Origin of the sequence: Lewinella cohaerens DSM 23179 (genome assembly GCF_000379805.1) — a bacterium.
GTDB lineage: Bacteria > Bacteroidota > Bacteroidia > Chitinophagales > Saprospiraceae > Lewinella > Lewinella cohaerens.
Window position 1 is genome coordinate 146,812 of sequence record NZ_KB903576.1, and the last position, 22,936, is coordinate 169,747.

Below are 22,936 nucleotides of genomic sequence, written 5' to 3' on the forward strand. Positions count from 1 at the left end.
ACAATCTAACTATCAAACCATCTAACTAATTCATGAAACTAAACAACATCCATAGCATCTATTTCGTCGGCATCGGCGGTATCGGCATGAGTGCCTTGGCGCGTTACTTCCACGGTCGTGGAGTGAAGGTGGCAGGTTATGACCGTACCGAAACGACGCTTACGAAGACCTTGGTGTCAGAAGGCATCACGGTACGCTATACGGCGGAGGTTGCCACCTTGCCACAGGATGTTGACTTGGTGGTTTACACCCCGGCAATCCCGGCAAGCCATGCCGAATTGGTATGGTTTCGGGAACAAAACTACGAGGTGCTTAAGCGTAGCGCTGTTTTGGGAATTATCAGCAAAGGAATGCGGACGGTAGCAGTAGCTGGTACTCATGGAAAAACGACAACCTCTACGCTTACGACCCACCTGCTGCGCAGCGGCGGTGTCGATTGTAACGCTTTTCTGGGAGGAGTGGCGCGTAATTTCTCTTCTAATTTTGTGGAAGGTGCCAGCGAGTGGGTAGTTGTGGAAGCAGACGAGTTTGATCGTTCATTCTTGACCCTGCATCCCGATTTGGCAACGATTATGTCGCTTGATGCTGACCACCTGGATATTTACGGCGATGAAGCCAGCATGATGGAAACCGGCTTTTTAGCTTTCGCTAAACAAATGAAGCCAGGAGGAGAGCTGCTGGTAAAAGTAGGCTTAGAAAGCAGCTTTGCCGATTTGGGTATCAAAGTGAGCACTTTCGGGATTGAAGCCGGAGATGCACAGGCTCAAAACTTGCGGGTAGAAGAAGGCTACTTCGTCTTTGACTATCAAAGCGAAGCAGTAACGATAAAAAATCTACGCCACCCTCATCCCGGTCGGCATAATGTAGAGAATGCGTTGGCAGCTATAACCGTGGCTTTGCGCCTGGGAGTAAGGCCAGCAGCAATTGCTGAAGGACTGTTGAGCTTTCGGGGAATAGCTCGCCGATTTGAGTTTCATATTCGGGAGGAGGACTTGGTCTATATTGATGATTATGCCCATCATCCTACCGAGTTGTCGGCAGCTATAGGTGCTGCACGCGAGTTGTATCCGGGTAGAAAAGTGACGGGGATTTTTCAGCCCCATTTGTTTTCACGGACGCAAGACTTTGTAGATGGATTTGCTGCAGCCTTGGACGAGTTGGACGAAGTATTGTTGCTGGATATTTATCCGGCCAGAGAAGAACCCATTCCGGGAGTAGACTCCCGGTTGATATATGATCACATGAAAAATAAAAATTGTCAATTGTTATCCAAGGCGGAAGTATTGGATACGCTGGCAAAGATGGACACCGAAGTGGTAATGACCCTGGGTGCCGGAGACATTGACACCTTAGTTGACCCTATTAAAAAACAATTGCTGGCCACTAAGGAGCAGTAAGCGTAACAAAAATGAGTAAAGCGAAACGCGATATCGTCAAGATTTTAAGGATGCTGCTTTGGGCAGTCGTCCTACTGACTGGTGCCTCTATGGTACTAGGGGCGATGCAGCGCAAGGAAAATGCTCCTATTCACGACATTGTTATCAATATTGAGCCCTTGGAGAGCGGTGATTTCTTGATCAATGAAGAGGATATTCCTCTTATTTTGGAAAAGCGGTTTGCTCACCCAATTACCGCGTTTCCTGTGGGTAAACTGGACGTTCAACGCTTGGAAAGGGTACTTGAAGAAGATCCTTTTGTGAAAAGCGCAGAGGCCTATATTGATGCAGAAGATAGGATCAATATTGAGTTGGTACAAAGAGAGCCTGTCCTGCGGGTAATGGACAACAATGGTTTGAACTATTACCTGGATAAAGAGGGCAACCAAATGCCACCAAGCGAGCATTATGCCGCCCGAGTGAGAGTGACGACAGGAAATTTGCCACCGTATGAGCCTGGTTTTTTAGAAGAAGAAGACCATTTGTTGCGGCAGGTTTTTGCCCTAAACGAATTACTACGCGAGGATCCTTTTTTGGAAGCTTTAGTAGAGCAGATTTATATAAATAAACGCGGAGAATTTATTCTCAGCCCAAAGGTTGGCAGACAGACGATTTTGTTTGGACGCTACCAAAAGGCAGAGGAAAAATTGAGCCGACTAAAGACTTTTTACCGCGAAGGTTTGCCTTACAAAGGTTGGCAGGCTTATAGCTCATTTGACTTTCGTTACGAAGGTCAGGTGGTGTGTAAGAAGAGATAAAGAAAATAAAGTGGGGCGGGCTTTACCACCACACTTTACGCATGAAACACTTAATGGGCACTAGAGCCCTGATTGACATTTTTTTATTTTAAAACGGAATGCAATGGAATCAAATTTAGTAAACCCACCTAATGACGCTATTGTGGCGGTCGACATCGGTACCACTAAAGTGTGTGCAGTCGTCGGACGGCGTAATGAGCATGGCCAGCTCGAAGTACTGGGCGTTGGCAAAGTAGAAAGTGAAGGCGTCCTGAGGGGCGTAGTCTCTAACATTGAAAAAACAGTGAATGCTATTACTGAAGCTATCCGCATTGCGGAGCGTCAGAGCGGCCTCACCTGTAAAGAAGTACATGTTGGTATTGCTGGCCAGCACATCAAGAGCCTGCAACACCGCGGAATGCTGACCCGTGATAACGATCATACCGAAATCAGCCGCCGTGATATCGAGCGCTTGGTAAGCGATATGTACAAGCTGGTATTGCCTCCGGGTGATAAGATCTTGCACGTTATTCCACAAGAGTACACCATTGATAGTGAGCAAGGCATTACCGATCCTATCGGGATGTCGGGTATTCGCCTGGAAGCGAATTTCCACATTATCACGGGCCAAATTACGGCTTCCAACAACATTCATCGTTGTGTAGAGCGGGCCGGGATGCGGGTAAATAACCTGACCCTCGAACCTATTGCCAGCGCAGCGGCAGTCCTCAGCGATGAGGAAAAAGAAGCTGGTATTGCACTGGTAGATATTGGCGGAGGTACAACGGATATTACCATCTTCAAAGATGGAATTATTCGCCACACCGCAGTCATTCCTTTTGGCGGCAACGTAGTGACCGGAGATATCAAAGACGGTTGCAACGTAATGGCTCACCATGCGGAAAAACTCAAAGTAAAGTACGGATCAGCGCTGGCGCAGGAGGTGTACGATAATCGTATCATCGCTATTCCTGGCTTACGTGGTCGTGATCCTAAGGAAATATCAGAAAAGAACCTGGCACGGATTATCCAGGCCCGCGTCGAAGAAATCTTCGATTATGTGGTATGGGAAATCCGCCGGTCTGGCTACGATCGCAAACTCATTGGCGGTATTGTTGTAACCGGAGGAGGTAGTCTTCTTCGTCACATCGATAAGCTGGTAGAATTGCACACAGGCCAGAGCTGCCGAGTAGGAACGCCGGTAGAACACCTGGCACACGGTTATCACAAAAACCTGAGTAGCCCGATTTACGCTACGTCCATTGGTTTGTTGCTGAAAGGCTTCGAGGACATGGATCAGGGCAAAATCATGGCGGCTACCGCTGCACCGGAACCCAAAGCGGAACCAGCAGAAGCAGAAGCCATGGAAACCGTTGCCGAAGGCGAAACCGGAGGGAAATGGCTGGAAACCATCTTCAAGAAAACCAAAGATTGGTTTGAAGCGGAGCCAGATTCTGAGTTCTAAAAATCGGACTTTAATTTTCGATATTTTCTATTAACAACTGATACCGAAGACAACAACTGAACTGATACCAAGTAATCTTCGGCAGCATAAAACTTTAAGATCATGATTTTCGATCTTCCCAAGGGCGATAGCCCAATCATAAAAGTAATAGGTGTTGGCGGCGGCGGAAGCAACGCAGTCAATCACATGTACAAGCAAGGTATTGTAGGCGTAGATTTCGCCATCTGTAATACCGATAATCAAGCGATGGACCAAAGTCCGATTCCTACAAAAATTCAGCTGGGGCCCAACCTCACCGAAGGACGAGGAGCAGGGTCGAAGCCCAATGTGGGTAAGCTCGCTTGTGAAGAATCCATCGAGGATGTCAAAAAATACCTCGGCTCAGACTGTAAGATGCTGTTCGTAACGGCAGGAATGGGTGGTGGTACCGGTACTGGTGCGGCCCCAATCATTGCACGTACTGCCAGAGAAATGGACATCTTGACGGTAGGTATCGTAACGCTGCCTTTCACCTTTGAAGGACGTCGTCGTACGGCACAGGGTACCGAAGGTTTGGAAGAACTTAAGAGCCAGGTGGATACCCTGATTATTATCTCTAACGATAAGCTACGTCAGATTCACGGTAACCTCAGCATCTCTGACGCATTCGGACAGGCGGATAATATCCTGACCACCGCAGCCAAAGGTATTGCCGAAATTATCACCGTTCCTGGTTATGTGAACGTTGACTTTGAGGATGTCAATACTGTAATGCGGGAGAGTGGCGTAGCCATCATGGGTACAGCTACAGCGGAGGGTGATGATCGTGCTCGTGTAGCTGTTGATCAAGCTTTGCACTCACCATTGTTGGAAGACAACGATATCCGTGGTGCCAAGCATATCTTGCTGAATATCACCAGTGGTACCAGCGAGGTAACGATGGATGAGATCTTCGAGATCACCGAATTCGTACAGGAAGAAGCTGGCTATGGAACAGACCTTATTTGGGGTAACTGTTTCGATGAATCTCTGGGCGATAGCATCAGCGTAACGGTGATCGCTACTGGTTTTGAAAACAAGCGCAAGCGCATCGAGAAAGAGGAGCCTAACCGTGTAGTGGTTAGTTTGGATGATGAGCAGGAAGCTGCTGCCCGCAAGGAGCAAAAGCGAGAAATGCCCAACCAGCCTAATCAGCCAAATAACCTTTCTCGTATTGGTTACGAAGGCGAGGAAGCACCTCAGTCTCCAACCTACGAGTTTGATGACGTAAAGGAAACGGTTTCCCGTTACCAGCGCCGGAACTATGCGTACGAAGACCCTCAGGCCAAGAGCCCTACTGAAGTAGCGGCAGAGCAAGAGCGTGCCCGTGAAATGGAAGAGCGCCGGAGAGAGCGCCTACGCAGTCAACATGTAAAATTGAATAATCCACAAACGGTCAACGAAATGGAGAGTGAGCCTGCTTACCTCCGCCGTGGCGTTCAGTTGGATAACATCCCCCGATCAGAAGGGCATGACCTCTCACAGTGGACTATTGGTGACGAAGAAGAGCCCGATTTGCGTCGCGGCAACGCTTACCTCCACGATCAGGTGGACTAGATATTTGGTGGGTTAAATTCCCATCATGACTTTTATTTTATTGCTTCCGTTAATAAGCAACTTAGCATTTTGGTAAAGCGCCCGCTTGTCGGGCGCTTTCTTTATTTTTGGGGCCATACCTTCTCCCGTGCCGACTAGAAAAGTCGGCACGGGATCGGCACCGGGCTGTTCACTGGCGTTACCATCCCATTGTCCTTGGTCGCTCCGCGCCCCGAGCTTCGGCCTGTTGGCCTGCGCACGGGTAGGAGTTGTCAATTACCCTTGAGGAGAGTAACTCATTCTAATTTTCTCAGGGAAAGAAGTCATTTTTTTGAATTAGACCTTGTGGTGATTTCCCTGTGAGGATACTTGCCAGGAGAGGGGGGCTAAGAATGATCGCTTAAGTGTTTTTATCAAACTTGTTCCCATTGATTAAGGGGATATCTGCGGGCTTCCAAAGGCCAAAAGACCCTTCTGCTTCTGCTGTTCGCCACATCCATTTACCATTGATCTCATTAGGCCCGTGCCACATCAAATCGTAATACTGCATGGGGAAACCAGCAGGGTTACGGGTTACAACCTCTATCATTTGTTCGTCTTTGGAAAGCCTAACGGTAGTGGTACTGGCAAACTTTAAATTCTTAATTTGAGGAGGCCCCTTTTTGTTTTTTTGAAAAAAAAACTACCCCTTTTGTAAGAAAAAGACAACCCCAAAAGACTAGTAGGGTGAATAAGGTTGAAAACAAAATGAGTGAGCAGGAACACAAGGATATTTTCGAACACTGGTTGCAGCAGCACCAAGCTTTGCTTTTTAAAGTAGTGCGGGCTTATGCGGTGCAAAAAGCGGATCAGGATGACCTTTTTCAGGAAGTATGTTTGCAGGTGTGGCGTTCTGTTCCTCGGTTTAAAGGTGCCTCGGCGGTTACAACCTGGCTGTATCGGATAGCCTTGCATACAGCCATCACTTGGAAAAAAAAGGTACGACGGCGCGAAGAACAAAACATTCTTTATGTGCGTGAAACACCTCAACATGAAATACCGCCACAAAAGAACGCTCAGCTGGAATGGTTGTTTTCAGAAATCACCCGATTGGATAAAATTGACCGTTCAATAGCCTTGCTTTTACTTGATGGTTTTAGTTACAAGGAAATGGCAGAGATATTGGGGATCAGTGAATCCAATGTGGGGGTGAAAATCCATCGTATCAAACAACGACTCACCAAGCGGGCGGCGGAAAATCAAAAAAATCATACTTATGGACTTTAAAGACTTGCAAAAAGTGTGGAACCAACAAACTAACGAACCTATGTATATCATTGACCAACAGGCACTGTACCGAAAGGTTCGTCGCCGAGCATCACAGGCCGATCGTATTGCACGAACCAACGAATGGGGCATGATGATTATCGCAGTCCTCACCAGCGCAATGCTGTTATGGATTGGATCAGATACAGCTTATCAAATTGTAGCATCGGTGGCAATGCTGGGAACTGGTGCCTATGTTTTTTGGCAACGCCGACTGCGCCTGGCATCATTAAGCCAGCAGCCTGGCTCCATCCTGGCGGAGTTGGATCAAGCTATTGCAAATGCTAATTACCTCGTTCGTTTTGCGCAGACTTTTGTTTACTGGTTCTTACTGCCTACGGCGTTGGTGACAATCTTTAGAATGACCCAAAGAGAGGTAGACCCCTGGCGCTGGCTATTTGTTTTAGGAAGCTTTTTGCTTGCTTTTTTACTCGTTCGTTGGGAGTTGAAGTGTAAGCACCTACCCCGTAAACAAGCGCTAGAGGAATTGAGGGAAACCTTGACCAAGGAGGTAGCGTAGCTAAAATTAGTTCGCAAAATTTCCCAGCAAGCTCTAAAATTTTTTAATGTCAGTATATCGGTGTTCAATCTGGTAGAATTCTTTATAGAAAATTTCTATTTTTGCGGCATCATTGAAAGACAGGCTGTAAAGCCATTGTGCTTTCTATCTAAGCGTGTAAAAAAATAGCGCCAAATGCCAAGAGAATTTAGCAAACTCACCGAAGCGGAAAAACAACACATGGTTGATGCTATTCCGTTAATTACGATCCTTGTCGCCGGAGCCGACGGTAAAATGGACGATAACGAACTGGAATGGGCGGAGAAGGTTACGAAGATTCGGAGTTATGATCATGCCAGTAAGTTGAACGACTATTATAAGCTGGTTAGCGATCACTTCGCAAGCCGGATTAATGAGCTGGTTATCCGCTTGCCAAAAGAAACCGCTGAGCGTACCCAGGTTATATCTGAGGAACTGGCGAAGTTGAATCCTATCCTTCACAAGCTGGATGCTTTTGATGCAGCGATTTACTACAAAAACTTCCGCACCTTTGCTGAGCACGTTGCAGAGGCCTCTGGCGGCCTTCTTGGATTTGCAAGTATAGGACCAGAAGAAAGAGCCGTTATTGAACTTCCTATGTTGGAGGTTTTTGAATAAATATTTTCCTTTCCGGAAAATTGTTAAGTATTAGAAGCAGTCATTCTTTTTTGCAAGTGCAAAGAAGGATGACTGTTTGTTTTGGGGATGTCATTAGCCCCATCCCCGGCCCTTCCCATTGTCAAGAATGGTAGCGTTTCGGGGTCTGTTTTGCAGGGGAAGGGAGGCTGGATACACGTGGATGTTTAGGTGTGTCTTGCCACAGTTGAAGTCGTGAATTCACACCTATAGAAACACCCTAAATATAGAGGTGTCTGCTGCGGTTAGCGGAATCAAAAAACCATCTAACAATCAACCAACAACCATCTAACCGATCATTAGCCCCATCCCCGGCCCTTCCCATTGTCAAGAATGGTAGCGTTTCGGGGTCTGTTTTGCAGGAGAAGGGAGGCTGGATACACGGGTTCGTTTTAGGTGTTTTAAGCTACAGTTGAATTTAGTGGATTCAGGCTACAAGGTATATCCTAAATACCTAGTGGTATTTGATGCTACTTTCGAAACCATCTAACCAACAACCATCATTCCGGTCGTATTTCATACACCAGCCACCATTGTGAACGGCTCATCCAGTCGTTAAAATTGAGGGGCATTATCCAGTCAGGAAAGGCACTGTAGATTAGTTTTTTGTGGCCAGGTAAGCTATCGATGGGGTAGCCTTCTCTACGGTCAACGCCAAGGAGATAGGTGTTTTTTTCATACAAAGGAAGTTCATCAAGATTGTCAACCTCTGCGGTGTAGAGGTTTTTGCGTTTGTAATAATTAATGTACAGTTCAAAAGGTCGATAGGGATGATCCTGCACACCATAAATCGTAATGGGCTCCTGGTACTGGTCGTAGATGGTACGGTAGATGTTCATCTCCATGATGATGGGCCAGAACATGATAAAGAGGGTAAGTACGGCATTGTGGAACCAGAATATTCGCCAACCAATCCGATAACCTCGACCAGACCAGAGCGGCTGTTGGCGATGCTTCTCCCACCATTGCAAGGCAGTGCTTAAGGCAATGGGGAGGAATGGTAAAAGGACGTATAAAAAACGAAGCTCTTTATGTGCAATGAGCAAGTGGATGCCTAGGAAAGGAATGGCGAGCCAAGTGATAAGGTCTTTTGGCTTTTGCCAGATGAACAGAAATATAGCCAATAGGTAAAGAAGTCCAAACGGAGGGACGCCCTTGATGATCATTTCCTGGAAATACTTCCACCAGGGATCGACGCCAAAGGTTGAGGCCTTGTCCAATAGGATATTTTGTTCGAAATAATGCCAGGTGCTTAGTACCCATTCCCCATAAAACCAGCGATCAACGAGAATACCAACGCCTGCCATAAGCAGTCCGCCGAGAATGAAGGCTAACAATCTGCCAGCATTTTCTTTTTGGATGAAGATCAGCCAGAGTCCAAAACCGGCAATCATGAAGGCAGCTTGATAGCGGAAAACAAAAGACAAGCCTACTAATAAGCCCAAGGTCAGGTATTGTCGCCAGTTGGGGTGTTTCCAGTAGGTTAAGAGCCCCACGGCAAGGGCAAAGGTATTGGCCGACCAGGTTTCGGAATTGAAACGCACGCCATTGTAAATGCCAAACCATAGGAAAAAGCTGAAAAGAAAAAAAGCCCACTGCTGGTGCCCTTCAGAGAATCGGGAGGCATAAACACGATAGAGTAACCAGCTGACCGCAAGTGTGAAAAGCGTACTTAATACCCGCAGCAACCATGCAATGGTAAAAGGATTGTCGATGCCCAAAGGGCCCAAGAGCCTATGAGTTGCTACAACCATAGCGGGTTGTAGGGTAGGTCGCATCTGAGCGCCATATTCCCAGGCTAGGTCATGCGCTTGGTTGACTCCCAGTTTGAGACCTGCGAATTCTGAAATTTGAAAATGTTCGTCAGATTGGTTGTATCCCGTTGAAAACCAAGAGGTAACCAGGAAGATTCCGATGGCTAAATATAACCACCGACGGAGGGGAGAAGAAATAGACAAAGTGATAGCATCTTTTGAAGGTGCGAAGGTAATGATTTAGGAGCAAGATCTTGCGTTGGCAGTAGTGCGAGCTCATCCGAGGTCGATTTACCTTCTATTTATTCTTTTCTATCAATGCTCCACCTCTCCGAGGTGTTTTCTTCTTGATTTCATGCTTGGTTTTAGTTGAGATGTCTCTGAACACGTTCTAACAGGCAAAATAATATACGCACGTTCGCAGATGATGGTATGAAATTTAGTGCGCAAGGCAGGGCCTGGAGCTCGGGGCGTTCCGATCTCCCATCGGAAGGCAAGGACAATGGGATGGTAACATTAGTGAACAGCCCGGTGCCGAGGCACGACGGCATGGCCCCAAATTAGAATAAGTATACCTAAGTATAAACCAATCCTGAGCGTACTCTAAAATAAAAAGTCTTACCTTGATCAGTCTAATTTATAGTGACTAATTATGGGGTTTGTAATTTCAGATAACAGTATTATCGTTTATGCGATTATAGCGGCAATGCTCATTATTGTTTTGGCGCTTATTTTTCATAGTGATTTCAGAAAAGACATGCAATCTGCCGAGGGCGAGGTCAATTTTGCAGGCTTGGCGCTTAAGGGTATTGCTCCGGTATTAATCTTTGGTTTGTGCCTAGTTGGTTTATTCAAATTCAAAAATGAAGCACCCGAAATAGACGTTTCATCGGCGATCAATCATCTGAAGCTTGATAAGCAAGATGAATATATTACTACTGCTGGCAGCGGTGGGGAGAAGGTAGAACTGCTGGTTAGAACGAAGGAGGATAAGGGAACGATTATTGGGGAGGTAGAGCTTCCAAAAAATGAAGTACGAACGGAAACGATTACGCAAGTTACAGCATTGGGGCTGGCGGAAATGTTCGATCTGGCAAGTTTTTATAGCAAGAACAAAAAAGCAAAATGTGGGGATTACATTTTCCAAATTTTTAGTAAACCTAAAGCCGAAATCGATGACCTGAGCAAAGAAGAGCAGCAGCAGTTGGCATTGGTTATTGCGGGTTTAGGTGAAACGTACTATAGAGAAGAGGGGGAAGTGGATGCTTTGTTAGCGTCTATTGATAAGTTGGATAACCTTAGCCCAAAGTTTAAAGCACTCCGACAAGCTGAGTTTTTATACAATGTAGGCGCTTATGGCAATGATAACGAGTGGCGGTTAAAAGCTTTGACGAAATATTTTGAGCAACACGGGTATTCCAACTTGCCAGAACAGAGCAAAAAGGAAGTAATAGAATTGTACCGGTTCTTATCCAAAAAATCTAAATATCGTCGCCAGTTAGCTGATGCTATTGGGGGCGATAATGTAGACTTGTTGAAAGAGGCGCTAGCAGAGGAAAGTTAAAATCATGCCCCGATTATTTATCGCTGTTTATTTGAGTTGTTGTTATTTGGCAGTCTGTGCTCAGCCACGGAGTGTACAGACCTACACCGTGAGTGATGGCTTGGCGCAGTCGCAGGTTTATGCCCTTTTGGCGGATAGTCGGGGCTTTTTGTGGGCAGGCACACAGGGCGGCGGTTTGTCGCGTTTTGATGGGCAGAAATTCCAGACCTTTTCTGATGCGGATGGCCTTTTGGGGAATAATGTATCAGCCCTTTGGGAGGATGCTGAGGGGCAGATTTGGGTAGGTACGGATGGCGGCCTTTCGCGCTATGATGGTACTGGTTTTAAATCCATTTTGCCTGAAAAAGAAGTGCTGGATATCACTGGAGACGAAGCCTCTACCTGGGTGCTGACTACCGAAAAAATCTATTTCACCAATAATGAAGGAGAGGATTGGAAGGAGATCACTTTTCCCAAGCCTTATTTGCAAGTTTACTGCGTGCTGCATGAGCAGAACCGTATGTTGCTGGGTACTGACCGAGGAGCTTGGTCTTGGCAAAATGAGGAGTGGACAGAGCTAAAGGGGAAGTACAATGCTAGTCATCAGATATGGTCGATGTATCGTTATTTGCGTGGACAAAGTTGGGCACTTGCACCCGGAGGGCAATTCTTTTCGATACAAGGTGATTCTCTTGTTTCTCGCAAGGTACCTGCAAGGAATCCAACTGTTTTTTACGTTTCTGAACAAGGAGACAGCTGGTTGGGAACCCAAGGCCAGGGCTTACTGGTACTGCCTAAAGGAGGCCGGGAATGGCTGCCTATTCAGCGCAAAGATGGCCTGGGAAGTAATCATGTAAGGGCAATTACCGGCGATCGGTGGGGAAACATTTGGGTAGGTACTTCGGGCGGAGGGTTGAGTTGTATACGATATGCTCCCTTTGCTGCTTTTGACCAAAACAGGGGGCTGCCAGACCGGGAGGTTTACGCACTCAGTGAGGTAGATTCTCAGGGCGTCTTTTTTACCTTAGCCAATCATGGTATTTATTGGCAAACGGAAAGTGGCCCTGTCGCTCATTTATCTGACCCCGAGCTGAGCGGAGAAAAAATAAAGTCGATGGCCCGCGATGAGCGCGGCTGGTGGTGGATGGGCACACCTGGCAATGGCATTAAAGTACATACCGACAGCAGTTGGGTAACGGTAGATGCTTGTGGGAAATACATTTTAGACCTACTCCCCGCAGGAAAAGACAGTTGGTGGGTAGCAACAGCCTATGAAGGTTTGAGTTTGCTGCGGATGCAGGAAGATTCAACAGGTCTGACTTTTCGCTGCCAAACCTTTGGGCGCGAACACGAGTTGCCTATTGGCCGAATTGAAAGTTTGCAAAAAGACCAGCAAGGTCGTTTATTGATCGCTTACCGAGAACTGGGCTTGGCTTGTTGGGAGCCCAATATACTGCATTGGCAAATTACCAGAAAAGAAGGCCTGCCTTCTAATACTGTTCGGGCGGTGCGCCAGGATAGTATCGGTTACTACTGGTTAGCGACTGCCCGTGGCCTCGTGCGAGCAGGAGAAACACCCGAAGGAATGCGGTTGGCGGCTTTTCAAAACAAGGATGGCTTACAATCCAACAACCTGTATTGCCTTGCTTTTACAAGTGCTCAAGAGCTATGGGTAGGCAGTGAACGTGGTATGGATAGGATTACACTGGATGCTGCACGAAATATTAGAGAAGTTAATTTTTATGGTGCAGAAGAAGGGTTTACCGGAATAGAAACCTGCACAGATGCAGCACTTGCAGACCGAAAAGGGAACCTCTGGGTAGGTACGATGAATGGCTTGATGCTTTATGAAAACAAACCTGTAAGGGTGACCCGGTTAGCGCCTCCATTGTTGTCATTGGCGGGGATTCAGTTGTCGTATCGTCCAGCAGCCGAAGTACTTCAGCAGCCTGTTCTTGATGGTTGGGGCAGTTTGGTTGTACCTCGCCTAGAATTGGCTTATCACCAAAATCAAATCCGTGTGGAGCTGACCGCCCAAGACTTGGCGCAGCCCCAGGATGTACGCTACGAATGGCGCTTGGCTGGCTGGGAAGAAGCCTGGACGCCTCCCAGCGAGCAGCGCATTGTTTCTTATGTGAAGCTACCGCCAGGAGCCTACACTTTTATGGCGAGAGCAGTAGGAGAGGGGAATCGTAAAAGTGATGTTATACAGTTACCTATTGATATTATTCCGGCCTTCTGGCAGACCTCCTGGTTTCGAGGTGCTGTGATAGGAGGCATTGTTTTATTGTTGAGTTTGCTGCTGTGGCGCATTTTTCATCGTCGTCTCAAAAGGCAGCGCCGGGTAGCCGAAGGCTTGCGCCTTGAAAATCGCCTGTTGGAGTTGGAGCAAAAAGCATTGCAACTACAGATGAATCCTCATTTTTTGGCGAATGCTTTGCAAGGAATACAGTATGAATTGAATGAAGGGGCCTACAAGCGCGCAAGCGAGTACTTGACTAAATTTGGCGCTTTGATGCGCTCGACGCTTTACCATTCTCGGGCCAGTAAGATTACCCTAAGTGATGAGATTGAAAACTTGCAACACTATCTTGAACTAGAGCAGTTTCGTACAGGCGCACGTTTTTCTTACCATTTTGAGATTCCAGCAAATTTGGAAGTCGATTTGATAGAGATTCCTCCAATGTTGTTACAGCCGTTTTTGGAAAATGCGGTTCACCACGGTATGCGCAATAAGCAAGGAGATGGCCGAATCACTGTTACCTTTGCCGAAGAAGGGCCCACGATACTTTTGGTTAGCATTGAAGACAATGGCCCTGGTTTGGCCGCTAGCCGTGCCAAGCGTAGTAGTGATCATCAATCTACGGCCCTGAAAGTGATCAAGGAGCGCTTGGAATTATTAGAGCACACGACGGTGGCTACGCCTTATCAGATCAAGGAAATAGTAGCTGAAGACCAAGTCAAGGGGGTGATCGTGAAAGTAAGGATACCGGTTTGATTTTGGTTAGATCGTTTGATGGTTGGAAAATTTGTTGAAGGTTGAAAGTTGGTTGTTTCCAACTAGCCATTTCTTCAATTCGGAAGTGGCTAGTTGTCGTAAGGCTCTAGTTATCAGTAGTCTAATCGACCTCTAGCCTCATCCCTGACCCTTCCCATTGTCAAAAATAGTTTTGTTTCGGAACCTTTTTTGCAGGGGAAGGTAGGTTTGCTACACGTGAATATTTAGGTATTTTGATCCTACAGTGCAACCAACCAACGATCTAACCAACAACTAACAACCACCTTCATAATACCTTACTCCCCATGATTAGGCAAAATCCTGGGAATCAGGTACAATTCTGTCTGCCGACCATCAATGTATTTACAGCTTTGACCATCAAAGAAAGCATCTTCTTCGAGCATGATGCGGATCTTCTTGTTCCACTCGGGTAGGAAGATGGCGTTGTTGAGCTCGATTGCGTAGCAGGTGTTGGGGTAGAGGGGATAGTCGCCATTGTGAGGGACACCATCCTGTTGGTCCCACATCCCGATGGTGGGGCCTGCAGCGTGTCCGTGATAGCCGATAGGATGGGTGTAGATCGTAGGTTCCAGGCCTTCGTCTTTGGCTTGTTGTAGTGAGGCTGCTAATATCTCGTTTCCTGAGCGTCCTGTACGATAATTATTGGTGAGGATATCCATTAAGCGCAAGCCTTTCTGGTGAGCAGCTACCAAATAATCTGGAGGTGCGGTCTCTCCAAATTTGAGAACATAAGCATTTTGTTGGGTGTCGGTATTGAGGCCAAGATAGGTGATGCCAAAATCGACATGCAGGAGGTCGCCGGGTTGGATGATAGCTTCTTCAGGCCTGCCAGCAAAACTTCGCTCGCTTTCTGTGTTTCCAGGATCAGCACGCTGTACATCTACCGTAGGATGAAACCAAGCGGTAAAGCCGAGTTCGCGAATACGTTCGCGGTACCACCAGACCACTTCGTCGGTAGTAGTCACCCCGGGCGTAATCACCTGCTCAGAAAAGCCTTCTGCAATGATTTGGTGGGCAATACGCATAATCTGCCGATAAACGGTCATTTCTTCAGGTAACCGAGTTTCTAGCCAACCAATGGCCAGGCGTTCGCTGCTGACGAGGCGGTTGCTGTATTTTTCTGGCAGGTAGCTTTGCAATTGATCATAGTGATAAGAAGTCAGACCATCTGCTAATCCGAAATGTTCGGAACGATTGATGGCTATTTTCTGAGGATCACGTTCCTCAATAAGTCGGGCGAGGGCTGACCACTGGTCTGGCTCAGCTTCCTTGTCCCATGCTTTTTCAAAGATGCTACCTACGGCATAGCGGGCGCAGGCCAGGCTTTCTATCTTTTCGCCAGTGTCATACATCAGTAGTATAGTCGTACGTCGTGCTGATAGCCATTTGCTAGGCAAGAAGGTCTTCAGTACCGGATCTTCATTATATTCTCTGCTGATGAGCAACCACATATCAATACCTTCGCGACGCATAAGGTCTGGCAAAATACGTTCCACCCTTTGCTCTAGCCACTGATCGCGCAGATGGGATTCTTCTTCCATAGTGAGGATAGCTGGCATCTGTGCGGAAAGAGAGCAACTTGTAGCGAGGAGGAAGGCTAAAGAAAGAAGCGATTTGTGCATGACGGTTTGGTATGATGAGTAGGCAGTATAGGGACTAAGATAGGCGTTTTTTTTCGAGTAGGTGCACGGCCCGCAGGGCGGGACCCACCCTTTTGTCCGGGTCACCTCGCACCTCCTGCAAACTGTTCGCAGGGGCACACGTTCTTAACCTCCTCCCGAAACGGGAAGAGCCAGCAATGTGTTAACAAAAATCCGTTGAATGCCTCACCTGACAAGATGAGGGTAGTGTCCTTTGATGGTAAGAAGTGGTTGTCAGCCGCTTCTTGATGGTAAATATACGTTAATTACCGCTATTTTGTATATGTATTGTTGTTTTTGTTCAAAAAAAACACTTTTTGTGAGGTGGGGCTGTGCGAAGTATCTTGGGTGATTAAGTTTTAAACATAGGGCGTCCTTGTCTTTGTTTTACCTAAATTATAGGCAAAACATTCCTTTGTGCGCTTCCCGCGCAAGCTGCCTGGAAGGTGCGAACACAGTGAGCAGACCGTAAGGACGGAGCAAAGCGAACCCTGGAAGGGAGCGACCCCACAGGGGATGCGCCATAATAAAAGGTGTAAGGGTTTTTTATGAGTGTAAAAGTGTAAGGGTTATAACAAAACACAAATCTGTGGTCATTAAATTATGCTGACTTAGCTGATGTCATTTCTCCTATGCTTATTTTGAATCGGAAAATCGGAAGTTATTAAAGGCCAATATTAATGTCATCGTCAAGGACGATCCAAAAAAGCGTAAGGTGATATAGTCTTCCAATGCAGAGTTTGTGAAAATATGACGCCGGTATTTCTTAGCCGCGCAAGGCGAAAAAAGTAGGCAACGCAGCGCGTCGGCGAGGCTTTTCAACGCAGTGAGGCTAAAAAAGAGCAAGTCAGAATTCACAAATCCTGGGTTGAAGGACTATAAAGCTAGATTGGATCCTTTGCTTGCGGAGCAAGAAACTGACTTTTACACCTTTCCACTCTTACACTTTTCCACTACTATTTCCTCTGCCCAAACAGCCACTCCAATAACACTGGCTCAGCAAAAGCATTGTCCCAACTGTTGTGGTTGACGCCGGGGTACTCTGTATAGCGAGGTACGACGCCAAGCGCTGCCAGCTGCTGGACAATGCGGCGTGAGTTTTCGACTTGCACGACACTATCTTCCTCGCCATGAAAGATCCACAAGGGGACCTGCTCGGCGTAGAGGGCTACTAATGCCGGATTGGTACCCCCACAAATAGGGATGGCGGCAGCGAAGGTCTGTGGCTCACGGGCCAGCAACTCAAAAGTGCCCATGCCACCCATACTAAGACCTATAAGGTAGACGCGGTCGGGGTCGACATTTTCGGTAGCTATATAGGTGTGCAGTAGCTTTTGAACAGCTGCCAGGCTTGGGTTGGGGTGTTCGTTGAAATTGTAGCGCCGCTGGTCTTTGTCTTTGACCATTTGCGCCCAGTAATCGTCGGTCGCACATTGCGGCATCAAGACGATGGCGGGAAAATGCTCTTGATTATCCAGAAAGAGTGGCGTGCCATGGGTAAGTTGGAGCTGATTGTCATCGCCTCGTTCGCCGGCACCGTGGAGGAATAAAATCAGCGGATATTTTTCCTCTTTATCTTGGTCGTAACCTTGTGGGCAAAGCACTCGGTAGGGGAGTAGATGTCCTGATTGCTCATCGGTGAAGGTGTGTGCTTCAAATGCGGCCAATGCCGCTGTGGGTTGTGCTTTGAGGGAGGCCATAGTGATGATCAGTGAAAGGAAGAGGATTATTTTTTGCATCTGAAGGAGCATCATTTGAAACACAAAATACTAAAAACAGACTTCTTACATAAAAATGTTTTATACTAAAATTACTTCTGTACTTTTGTGTCAATGGGCCAAGATCAACCAAAGCAGGGATTAGCTGTACTTTTTTACCGTGAGCTGTACAAAATACAGACGCAATCATCGTTGTCTAACGAAGATCAGACGGCGGCGTGCCTGCATTTGTTGCAGTTGATCTTTGAGGAGGTTACCCGAAGGGAAAAGCTGCCTTTTACGACCTATTTTGCGCGTATGGCTTATGCGGGGCACAAGTATTCGCTACCAAAGTCTTTACAATACTATGTTCATCTGTTCCGTCGCTTAGCGCGAAAAAAAGAGGCACAGGGAGCGCCGGAAACCGTAGCGTTAGGATCGAAAGCGATAGCCGATCTTATTCTAGCTATCTGGCGACAGCCACCCAGTACAGAAGTAGCCGCAACATTGCCGTTAGATTGGCCTATGCCCATGCAGGAGGTTGCGATTGCGGCTTTCCGGCCAGAAGCGAGGGTGCTGGTCTTGGGAGATGACCCGGCGCAACAGCAGCTGATTGCTCGTGATGAAGATTACCCCGACCAAGAGGTGCGTATCCAGTATCATCTGGCGGATCGTAATGAGTTGTTTGATCCAACTATTAAGCTGATTCGTAAAGTGACGGGTTTTCCCGTGAACCTCAATATACTGGATGTGGAAGTTGGTGTTGACGGTATCTACCGTCCACGAGCTTTTGTGTTGGAACCCGACTTTTTGATCGATGTGTCTGGAGTGGCAGAATGTTTTCATGGCAAGAATACTCACCCTTGGGGCTACTTACTCAAGAAATTCCTGCCTTTTGAGCAAACGGTACCCCTCATGCTAGGAAATGTCGCCAACTTTTTCCTGGATGAGCTGATGAACGATCCAGAGGTGACCTTTAAATCCTTGGCTGCTAAGATTTTTAACCTCAATCCATTGGCGTTTTGCCTGTTTTCAGATCGCCAGATTCGGGAAATGATGGGCAAGGCACAAGGGCATTTTGTACGCCTCAAACAGATGGTCGTTCAGGGCTTTGCTCAGGAGGGAATGAATAACGAATATTGTTACCTCGAACCTACCTTTTACAGCGAGCGCTATGGCCTGCAAGGGCGCTTGGATTTGCTTTACCGGAGCCCGCAATTTGAGGGCCGTACCGTTATTGTGGAATTAAAAAGCGGCAAGCCCTACCAGCCGAATATACACGGCATTAGCCCCAATCACTATATCCAGACGGTGCTTTACGATTTTCTGGTGCGCTCGGCTTATGGTGGGGCAACCAATGTAGGCTGTTACATTTTGTACAGTAGCCAAGAAGAACGCCCCTTGCGTTTTGCCCCCGCGATTAAGGCGCAGCAATATGAGGCTTTGCAGTTGAGGAATCAGTTGCTGGCTATCGAATACCTGTTGGCACAATTGGGAATTACGGAAGAAGATTTGTTGCTACAGACCCGACGTTTATTTAGCAAACTCAATGCCGATAAATACCCGCACCTTAAAGGTTTCGCCGCGCGTGACCTGCAAGCTTTCTCTCAGGTGTTTTATCGCCTTACGGGTGTTGAGCAGGCTTACCTTGGTGCTTTCGCTGGTTTTGTCGCTCGCGAACATCGATTGGCCAAGACGGGTGTACAGGGCATGGAACGGATGAATGGCCTCGCCAGTTTGTGGCTAGACCACCCGGAGGAAAAGGAACAAAATTACCAGCGGCTTGCTCAACTAAAATTGGCGGTTAACAACACTAAAGAGGAAGAACCCATTCTCATTCTCCTACGTGGTGAGCAGACCAACACGCTTGCTAATTTTAGAGTAGGAGACATCGCCGTGCTTTTTCCGTACTCTGAAGATGGCAAGGGCGTACTGGATCATCAGGTTTTCAAGTGTACCATTCTGTCGTTGGATCAAGAGCAGGTGACGGTCCGCTTACGCAGCAAGCAATTCAATGATCGTCTTTTTTACGAAGAGGAATATTGGACTTTGGAGCATGACCTCCTAGATAGCAGTATTAATGCCTACTACCGCGGCTTGTTTGAGTGGGCACAGTCGCCACCAGATCGCCGCCATTTGCTACTAGGTGCGCGTGCGCCTCAAAAGGAAGAACCTATAGCGAGAGAATGGCCCGCCCTCCTTACCGATGAGCAGGCCGAGTTGCTGGATCGCATGCTGGCCGCTCCTGAGTATTTCCTGTTATGGGGCCCTCCAGGAACAGGGAAGACCAGCGTGATGCTCCATTATTTGGTCAAGCATCTTTTGGAAAATACCGACGAGAATATCCTTCTCTTGGCCTATACCAACCGGGCAGTTGATGAAATTTGTGAATCTATCGAAGCCATTGGAGACCACTTGAAGAGCCAATACCTTCGGATAGGTTCCAGCTATGGTACCCATCCCCGTTTTCAAGATCAGCTGTTGCAAAGCGCTATCAAAGGGATTCACAACCGTAAGGAATTGCGGCAGCTGATTGATCAACGCCGCATCTTTGTCGGTACAGTAGCTTCTTTGGCTAATAAAACCGACTTGTTCCAGCTGAAAAAGTTCCAACGCGTCATTATTGATGAAGCTTCACAGATTTTAGAGCCGCTTTTGGTAGGGCTACTTGGTCGTTTCCCCCAGTGGATACTTATTGGTGACCATAGGCAACTTCCCGCTGTAGTGACACAAACCAAGGAGCTTACGCGTGTACGCGACCAGCACCTCCAGGAGGCTGGAATTACCGATCTTAGCCAGTCGCTCTTTGAACGTCTTTATCTCAAGTGTCAGGCAGAAAACTGGACCTGGGCTTACGGCCAACTGACGCACCAGGGGCGGATGCACGAGGACATTATGCAGTTTCCTGCAAACGCCTTTTACCAAGGACATCTTCAGTGTTTGCCTGAGCATACCGCACGTTTTGAAGTTCAGCAAAAGCCCATTGATTGGAAGTTGCCACCAGATGCCAATGCCTTGGAGCAGGCCCTCTGCCGGAAAAGGTTGGTTTATCTGCCAACGCCAATTGACACGGGTAGCTCGACACTAAAAACCAACGAGCACGAGGCGCGCTTGTTGGTTGATCTGGTAAAAGCTTTCGAGCGCCTGGCCCAAGAAAATGGCGCACCGCTAAGCGAAGGGGCTATTGGAATCATAACCCCCTATCGGGCACAGATTGCCCAAATCAGGAGTATGCTCGAAGCCGAAAAACTCTCCCCGGAAGCTTACACAATTGATACCGTAGAACGCTACCAAGGTGGCGCGCGCGATATCATCTTGATCAGCTTGTGTACCAATGCCGAAAGGCAGATGCATTCCCTGAGTGCCCTCTCGACCGAAGGCGTCGATCGAAAGCTGAATGTGGCCATGACGCGTGCGCGATCTCACCTAGTCCTGTTAGGCAACGACAAAATTTTGGAAAGCAGCTCTGTTTATAAACAACTGCTGGACTTTTGCCGGGAAGGCAGTTAGATGGTTGTTGGTTGGTTGATTGTTAGATGGTTTGCTAGTTTTCTAGTTGGTCTGATACTACTTGCAGAACCATCAAACCAACCAACCATCTAACTAACTTTTCCCCGTCGCAAAAATCATACTCTTATCCTTAAACCCTTTGAATTCCAGTGCATTGCCGCTGGGGTCGAGGAGGAACATGGTCGCTTGTTCGCCTACTTCGCCTTTAAAGCGGATATAGGGCTCGATGATAAATTCCTGTCCATCGGCTCGTAAGCGTTCGGCCAGCGCATTCCAGGTATCCATGTCCAGGATCGCTCCAAAGTGCTGCACAGGAACATTTTTACCGTCTACCTGATTGGTAGGGCCTTCAGGAAGGCCATTGTCTACGAGGTGAGCCGATAATTGGTGGCCGAAAAAATCGAAATCTATCCAGCGTTCTGCGGAACGGCCCATTTCGCAACCAATTAGATCTGCATAAAAGCTGCGGGTAGCAGCAAGGTCCGTTACCGGAAACGCGAGGTGGAAAGGTGGGTTTTGCATCGTCGTTATTTTACTATTTAACGTGAGTTTCGGATAGGAACACCTTATTTACCAATAGGTCCCAATTCGATGCCCTCAGAGTAGGAAACCTGAACATTGTGGCTGTTAAATGCTGCCTTGATATTGCGATTTACATCAAAAGTAACGGGCCAGTAATCATCAGGGTTAACGTAAGGGCGAACCGTAAGAATGATATTATGGCTATCAAATGTTTCAATACCGACGGTGGGTGCTGGCTCGTCTAATACGCCTGGTGTGTTCTGCAGCACATCCATTATGATTTTTTCAACACGAGGGAAGTCTTCGCCGTAAGGCATACTAACTGCCAACTCAATCCGAACATGGCCCTTTTCGGAAAAATTGGTAACGATATTGTCGACGATCTGTCCGTTGGGGATGATCAGCGTCTTATTGCCGGGGGTAACAATGAGGGTGTTGAAGATTTGGATTTCTTCAACGCGCCCAAATTTGTCACAAACCTCAATCCATTGGTCAACTTTATAAGGGCGGAAGATGAGGATTATAATCCCAGCAGCAAAATTACTGAGGCTTCCTTGTAAAGCGAGCCCGACTGCAAAACTAGCAGCTGCCAAAATTGCGACAAACGAGGCAATATTGATACCGATGATACTTGCTATCGCAAGGAAAAGGACAATCTTTAAACCTACAGAAACAACAGAACTTAAAAACGGGACCAAGCTTTCGCTAATACCCGCTACCTGCATGGCTTTAGAGACAAGCTTATGTATTTTAGCAATAACCTTTAAGCCAACGACAAGTATGATTAGCCCAAGTAATAGGGGAGGCCCGTAAATGAACGCAAGGTCTATTAAGGTGTTTGCCCAACCTTCAATTTGTGAAGTATCAAATTCCATGTTCCATGTATTTGTTGCAAATGTAGTAATCAGTTTAGGAAACGGCGAAAATACTTCGATGGGATTACATCCTCAATGGGAAACGATAGAAGTAAATATTCACAATTAGTTGTGGCGAGTTAAAAAAAAAGATAATATATGAATGATATTTTATTTTACTCATTTGTAAATTTCTTCTTTTTTGTTTTTTGAAACCTATATTCCTTTTTATAAAAAAAGTGGAAAATAGTTGGACGCCAGGCATGAGGAGGATTCCGCAACTTGAAAACACTAAGGGGTCGACGAATAATAAGTTCCCCATTTCAGGCTAGCCATTATGGGTGCTGAACGAGGCGCGAAGACTGCGCATAGCCAAAGTTACGCAAAGGGTGAGCAACGAAGTTCAGCGACCAAAGATCAGTATTAAAGGGAGGAAGTTATTATTCGCCGACCCCTTAGGGAGCACGACCAGGCTCACAGCAGGATATTGCTTTTTCAAAGCTTTAGCAAAACCTTCCAAGAGGTGGCTTGTTAAAAATTTCTATCTTCACCCACCCAAACTAATCGCGATTATATGACTGATCATCCAGCTAATTTGGAACAGGATACAGAAGATGATATGCCACCTATCTTAGGTAGTTGGCGTAACCTCTACTTGTTGGTAATTGTGCTTCACTTTATCCTGATTGGTTTGCTCTATTGGTTTACCCAAATTCACGCTTAAAT

The 22,936-nt window shown here is 47.0% G+C and carries 18 protein-coding genes; 11 read left to right on the forward strand and 7 right to left on the reverse strand.

Going from position 1 to position 22,936, the window contains the following annotated elements:
* Positions 1–32 precede the first annotated feature (32 nt).
* From murC to ftsZ, 4 genes are all read left to right on the forward strand, one after another.
* Entirely contained in the window at positions 33–1,397 is a 1,365-nt protein-coding gene (gene murC, locus A3EU_RS0123785; RefSeq protein ID WP_020538702.1) for a UDP-N-acetylmuramate--L-alanine ligase, read from the forward strand.
* Positions 1,398–1,408: 11 nt separating this feature from the next.
* Positions 1,409–2,194 (forward strand): cell division protein FtsQ/DivIB, encoded by a 786-nt coding sequence (locus A3EU_RS31640; RefSeq protein WP_020538703.1) that lies wholly within the window; start codon positions 1,409–1,411, stop codon positions 2,192–2,194.
* 103 nt (positions 2,195–2,297) lie between these two features.
* Complete coding sequence (gene ftsA / locus A3EU_RS0123795; protein ID WP_020538704.1) at positions 2,298–3,638, forward strand: cell division protein FtsA; 1,341 nt, start codon at positions 2,298–2,300, stop codon at positions 3,636–3,638.
* 102 nt (positions 3,639–3,740) lie between these two features.
* Positions 3,741–5,213, forward strand: a complete 1,473-nt coding sequence (ftsZ, locus tag A3EU_RS0123800; RefSeq protein WP_020538705.1) for a cell division protein FtsZ — start codon at positions 3,741–3,743, stop codon at positions 5,211–5,213.
* A gap of 12 nt (positions 5,214–5,225) precedes the next feature.
* On the opposite strand, the gene A3EU_RS0123805 is transcribed toward ftsZ, so the two are convergent.
* A complete protein-coding gene (locus A3EU_RS0123805) occupies positions 5,226–5,468 on the reverse strand; it encodes a hypothetical protein (protein ID WP_020538706.1) in 243 nt (80 codons plus the stop codon).
* 124 nt (positions 5,469–5,592) lie between these two features.
* On the reverse strand, positions 5,593–5,781 hold the full coding sequence (locus tag A3EU_RS0123810) for a hypothetical protein (protein ID WP_020538707.1): 189 nt from the start codon (positions 5,779–5,781) through the stop codon (positions 5,593–5,595).
* A 158-nt stretch (positions 5,782–5,939) separates the two neighbouring features.
* On the opposite strand from A3EU_RS0123810, the gene A3EU_RS0123815 reads away from it, so the two are divergent.
* The 3 genes from A3EU_RS0123815 to A3EU_RS0123825 all read left to right on the forward strand — a co-directional run bounded on the left by A3EU_RS0123815 (position 5,940) and on the right by A3EU_RS0123825 (position 7,653).
* Complete coding sequence (locus A3EU_RS0123815) at positions 5,940–6,458, forward strand: RNA polymerase sigma factor (protein WP_044086509.1); 519 nt, start codon at positions 5,940–5,942, stop codon at positions 6,456–6,458.
* Positions 6,448–7,017 (forward strand): hypothetical protein, encoded by a 570-nt coding sequence (locus tag A3EU_RS0123820; protein WP_020538709.1) that lies wholly within the window; start codon positions 6,448–6,450, stop codon positions 7,015–7,017. The genes A3EU_RS0123815 and A3EU_RS0123820 overlap by 11 nt, the downstream gene beginning before the upstream one ends.
* Before the next feature lie 174 nt (positions 7,018–7,191).
* The gene (locus A3EU_RS0123825; RefSeq protein ID WP_020538710.1) at positions 7,192–7,653 is read left to right on the forward strand and encodes a hypothetical protein; all 462 of its coding nucleotides are present in this window, start codon (positions 7,192–7,194) and stop codon (positions 7,651–7,653) included.
* Positions 7,654–8,171: 518 nt separating this feature from the next.
* Here A3EU_RS0123825 and A3EU_RS0123830 read toward each other — a convergent pair.
* Positions 8,172–9,629: a glycosyltransferase family 39 protein gene (locus A3EU_RS0123830; RefSeq protein WP_020538711.1), complete on the reverse strand. Its 1,458-nt coding sequence runs from the start codon at positions 9,627–9,629 to the stop codon at positions 8,172–8,174.
* 517 nt (positions 9,630–10,146) lie between these two features.
* On the opposite strand from A3EU_RS0123830, the gene A3EU_RS0123835 reads away from it, so the two are divergent.
* The gene (locus tag A3EU_RS0123835) at positions 10,147–10,989 is read left to right on the forward strand and encodes a hypothetical protein (RefSeq protein WP_156825884.1); all 843 of its coding nucleotides are present in this window, start codon (positions 10,147–10,149) and stop codon (positions 10,987–10,989) included.
* A 4-nt stretch (positions 10,990–10,993) separates the two neighbouring features.
* On the forward strand, positions 10,994–13,966 hold the full coding sequence (locus A3EU_RS0123840; protein WP_020538713.1) for a two-component regulator propeller domain-containing protein: 2,973 nt from the start codon (positions 10,994–10,996) through the stop codon (positions 13,964–13,966).
* Between the two features lie 296 nt (positions 13,967–14,262).
* Here A3EU_RS0123840 and A3EU_RS0123845 read toward each other — a convergent pair whose 3' ends face one another.
* Together A3EU_RS0123845 and A3EU_RS0123850 are read right to left on the reverse strand one after the other, a co-directional pair.
* A complete protein-coding gene (locus A3EU_RS0123845) occupies positions 14,263–15,609 on the reverse strand; it encodes a M24 family metallopeptidase (RefSeq protein WP_020538714.1) in 1,347 nt (448 codons plus the stop codon).
* A gap of 974 nt (positions 15,610–16,583) precedes the next feature.
* Positions 16,584–17,366, reverse strand: a complete 783-nt coding sequence (locus tag A3EU_RS0123850; RefSeq protein WP_026211555.1) for a carboxylesterase family protein — start codon at positions 17,364–17,366, stop codon at positions 16,584–16,586.
* A gap of 171 nt (positions 17,367–17,537) precedes the next feature.
* On the opposite strand from A3EU_RS0123850, the gene A3EU_RS31645 reads away from it, so the two are divergent.
* Entirely contained in the window at positions 17,538–20,834 is a 3,297-nt protein-coding gene (locus A3EU_RS31645) for an ATP-dependent helicase (RefSeq protein ID WP_211213966.1), read from the forward strand.
* A 93-nt stretch (positions 20,835–20,927) separates the two neighbouring features.
* Here the strand turns inward: A3EU_RS31645 and A3EU_RS0123860 are convergent, their stop codons facing one another.
* Together A3EU_RS0123860 and A3EU_RS0123865 are read right to left on the reverse strand one after the other, a co-directional pair.
* Positions 20,928–21,356 carry a VOC family protein gene (locus A3EU_RS0123860; protein WP_020538717.1) on the reverse strand — a complete coding sequence of 143 codons (429 nt, stop codon included), beginning with the start codon at positions 21,354–21,356 and terminating at the stop codon, positions 20,928–20,930.
* 44 nt (positions 21,357–21,400) lie between these two features.
* Complete coding sequence (locus tag A3EU_RS0123865) at positions 21,401–22,231, reverse strand: mechanosensitive ion channel family protein (protein ID WP_020538718.1); 831 nt, start codon at positions 22,229–22,231, stop codon at positions 21,401–21,403.
* Positions 22,232–22,784: 553 nt separating this feature from the next.
* On the opposite strand from A3EU_RS0123865, the gene A3EU_RS34635 reads away from it, so the two are divergent.
* Positions 22,785–22,934, forward strand: coding sequence for a hypothetical protein (locus A3EU_RS34635; RefSeq protein WP_020538720.1), 150 nt, complete (start codon positions 22,785–22,787; stop codon positions 22,932–22,934).
* Positions 22,935–22,936: the final 2 nt, after the last annotated feature.

Excerpts from the sequence above, each read along its gene's own strand:
- A3EU_RS0123810 (WP_020538707.1), bottom strand. The coding sequence starts at position 5,781 with ATGATAGAGGTTGTAACCCGTAACCCTGCTGGTTTCCCCATGCAGTAT.
- ftsZ (WP_020538705.1), top strand. The coding sequence starts at position 3,741 with ATGATTTTCGATCTTCCCAAGGGCGATAGCCCAATCATAAAAGTAATA.
- A3EU_RS0123815 (WP_044086509.1), top strand. The coding sequence starts at position 5,940 with ATGAGTGAGCAGGAACACAAGGATATTTTCGAACACTGGTTGCAGCAG.
- A3EU_RS0123820 (WP_020538709.1), top strand. The coding sequence starts at position 6,448 with ATGGACTTTAAAGACTTGCAAAAAGTGTGGAACCAACAAACTAACGAA.
- A3EU_RS0123845 (WP_020538714.1), bottom strand. The coding sequence starts at position 15,609 with ATGCACAAATCGCTTCTTTCTTTAGCCTTCCTCCTCGCTACAAGTTGC.
- A3EU_RS0123825 (WP_020538710.1), top strand. The coding sequence starts at position 7,192 with ATGCCAAGAGAATTTAGCAAACTCACCGAAGCGGAAAAACAACACATG.
- ftsA (WP_020538704.1), top strand. The coding sequence starts at position 2,298 with ATGGAATCAAATTTAGTAAACCCACCTAATGACGCTATTGTGGCGGTC.
- A3EU_RS0123865 (WP_020538718.1), bottom strand. The coding sequence starts at position 22,231 with ATGGAATTTGATACTTCACAAATTGAAGGTTGGGCAAACACCTTAATA.
- murC (WP_020538702.1), top strand. The coding sequence starts at position 33 with ATGAAACTAAACAACATCCATAGCATCTATTTCGTCGGCATCGGCGGT.
- A3EU_RS31640 (WP_020538703.1), top strand. The coding sequence starts at position 1,409 with ATGAGTAAAGCGAAACGCGATATCGTCAAGATTTTAAGGATGCTGCTT.
- A3EU_RS0123840 (WP_020538713.1), top strand. The coding sequence starts at position 10,994 with ATGCCCCGATTATTTATCGCTGTTTATTTGAGTTGTTGTTATTTGGCA.
- A3EU_RS0123850 (WP_026211555.1), bottom strand. The coding sequence starts at position 17,366 with ATGCAAAAAATAATCCTCTTCCTTTCACTGATCATCACTATGGCCTCC.
- A3EU_RS0123860 (WP_020538717.1), bottom strand. The coding sequence starts at position 21,356 with ATGCAAAACCCACCTTTCCACCTCGCGTTTCCGGTAACGGACCTTGCT.
- A3EU_RS34635 (WP_020538720.1), top strand. The coding sequence starts at position 22,785 with ATGACTGATCATCCAGCTAATTTGGAACAGGATACAGAAGATGATATG.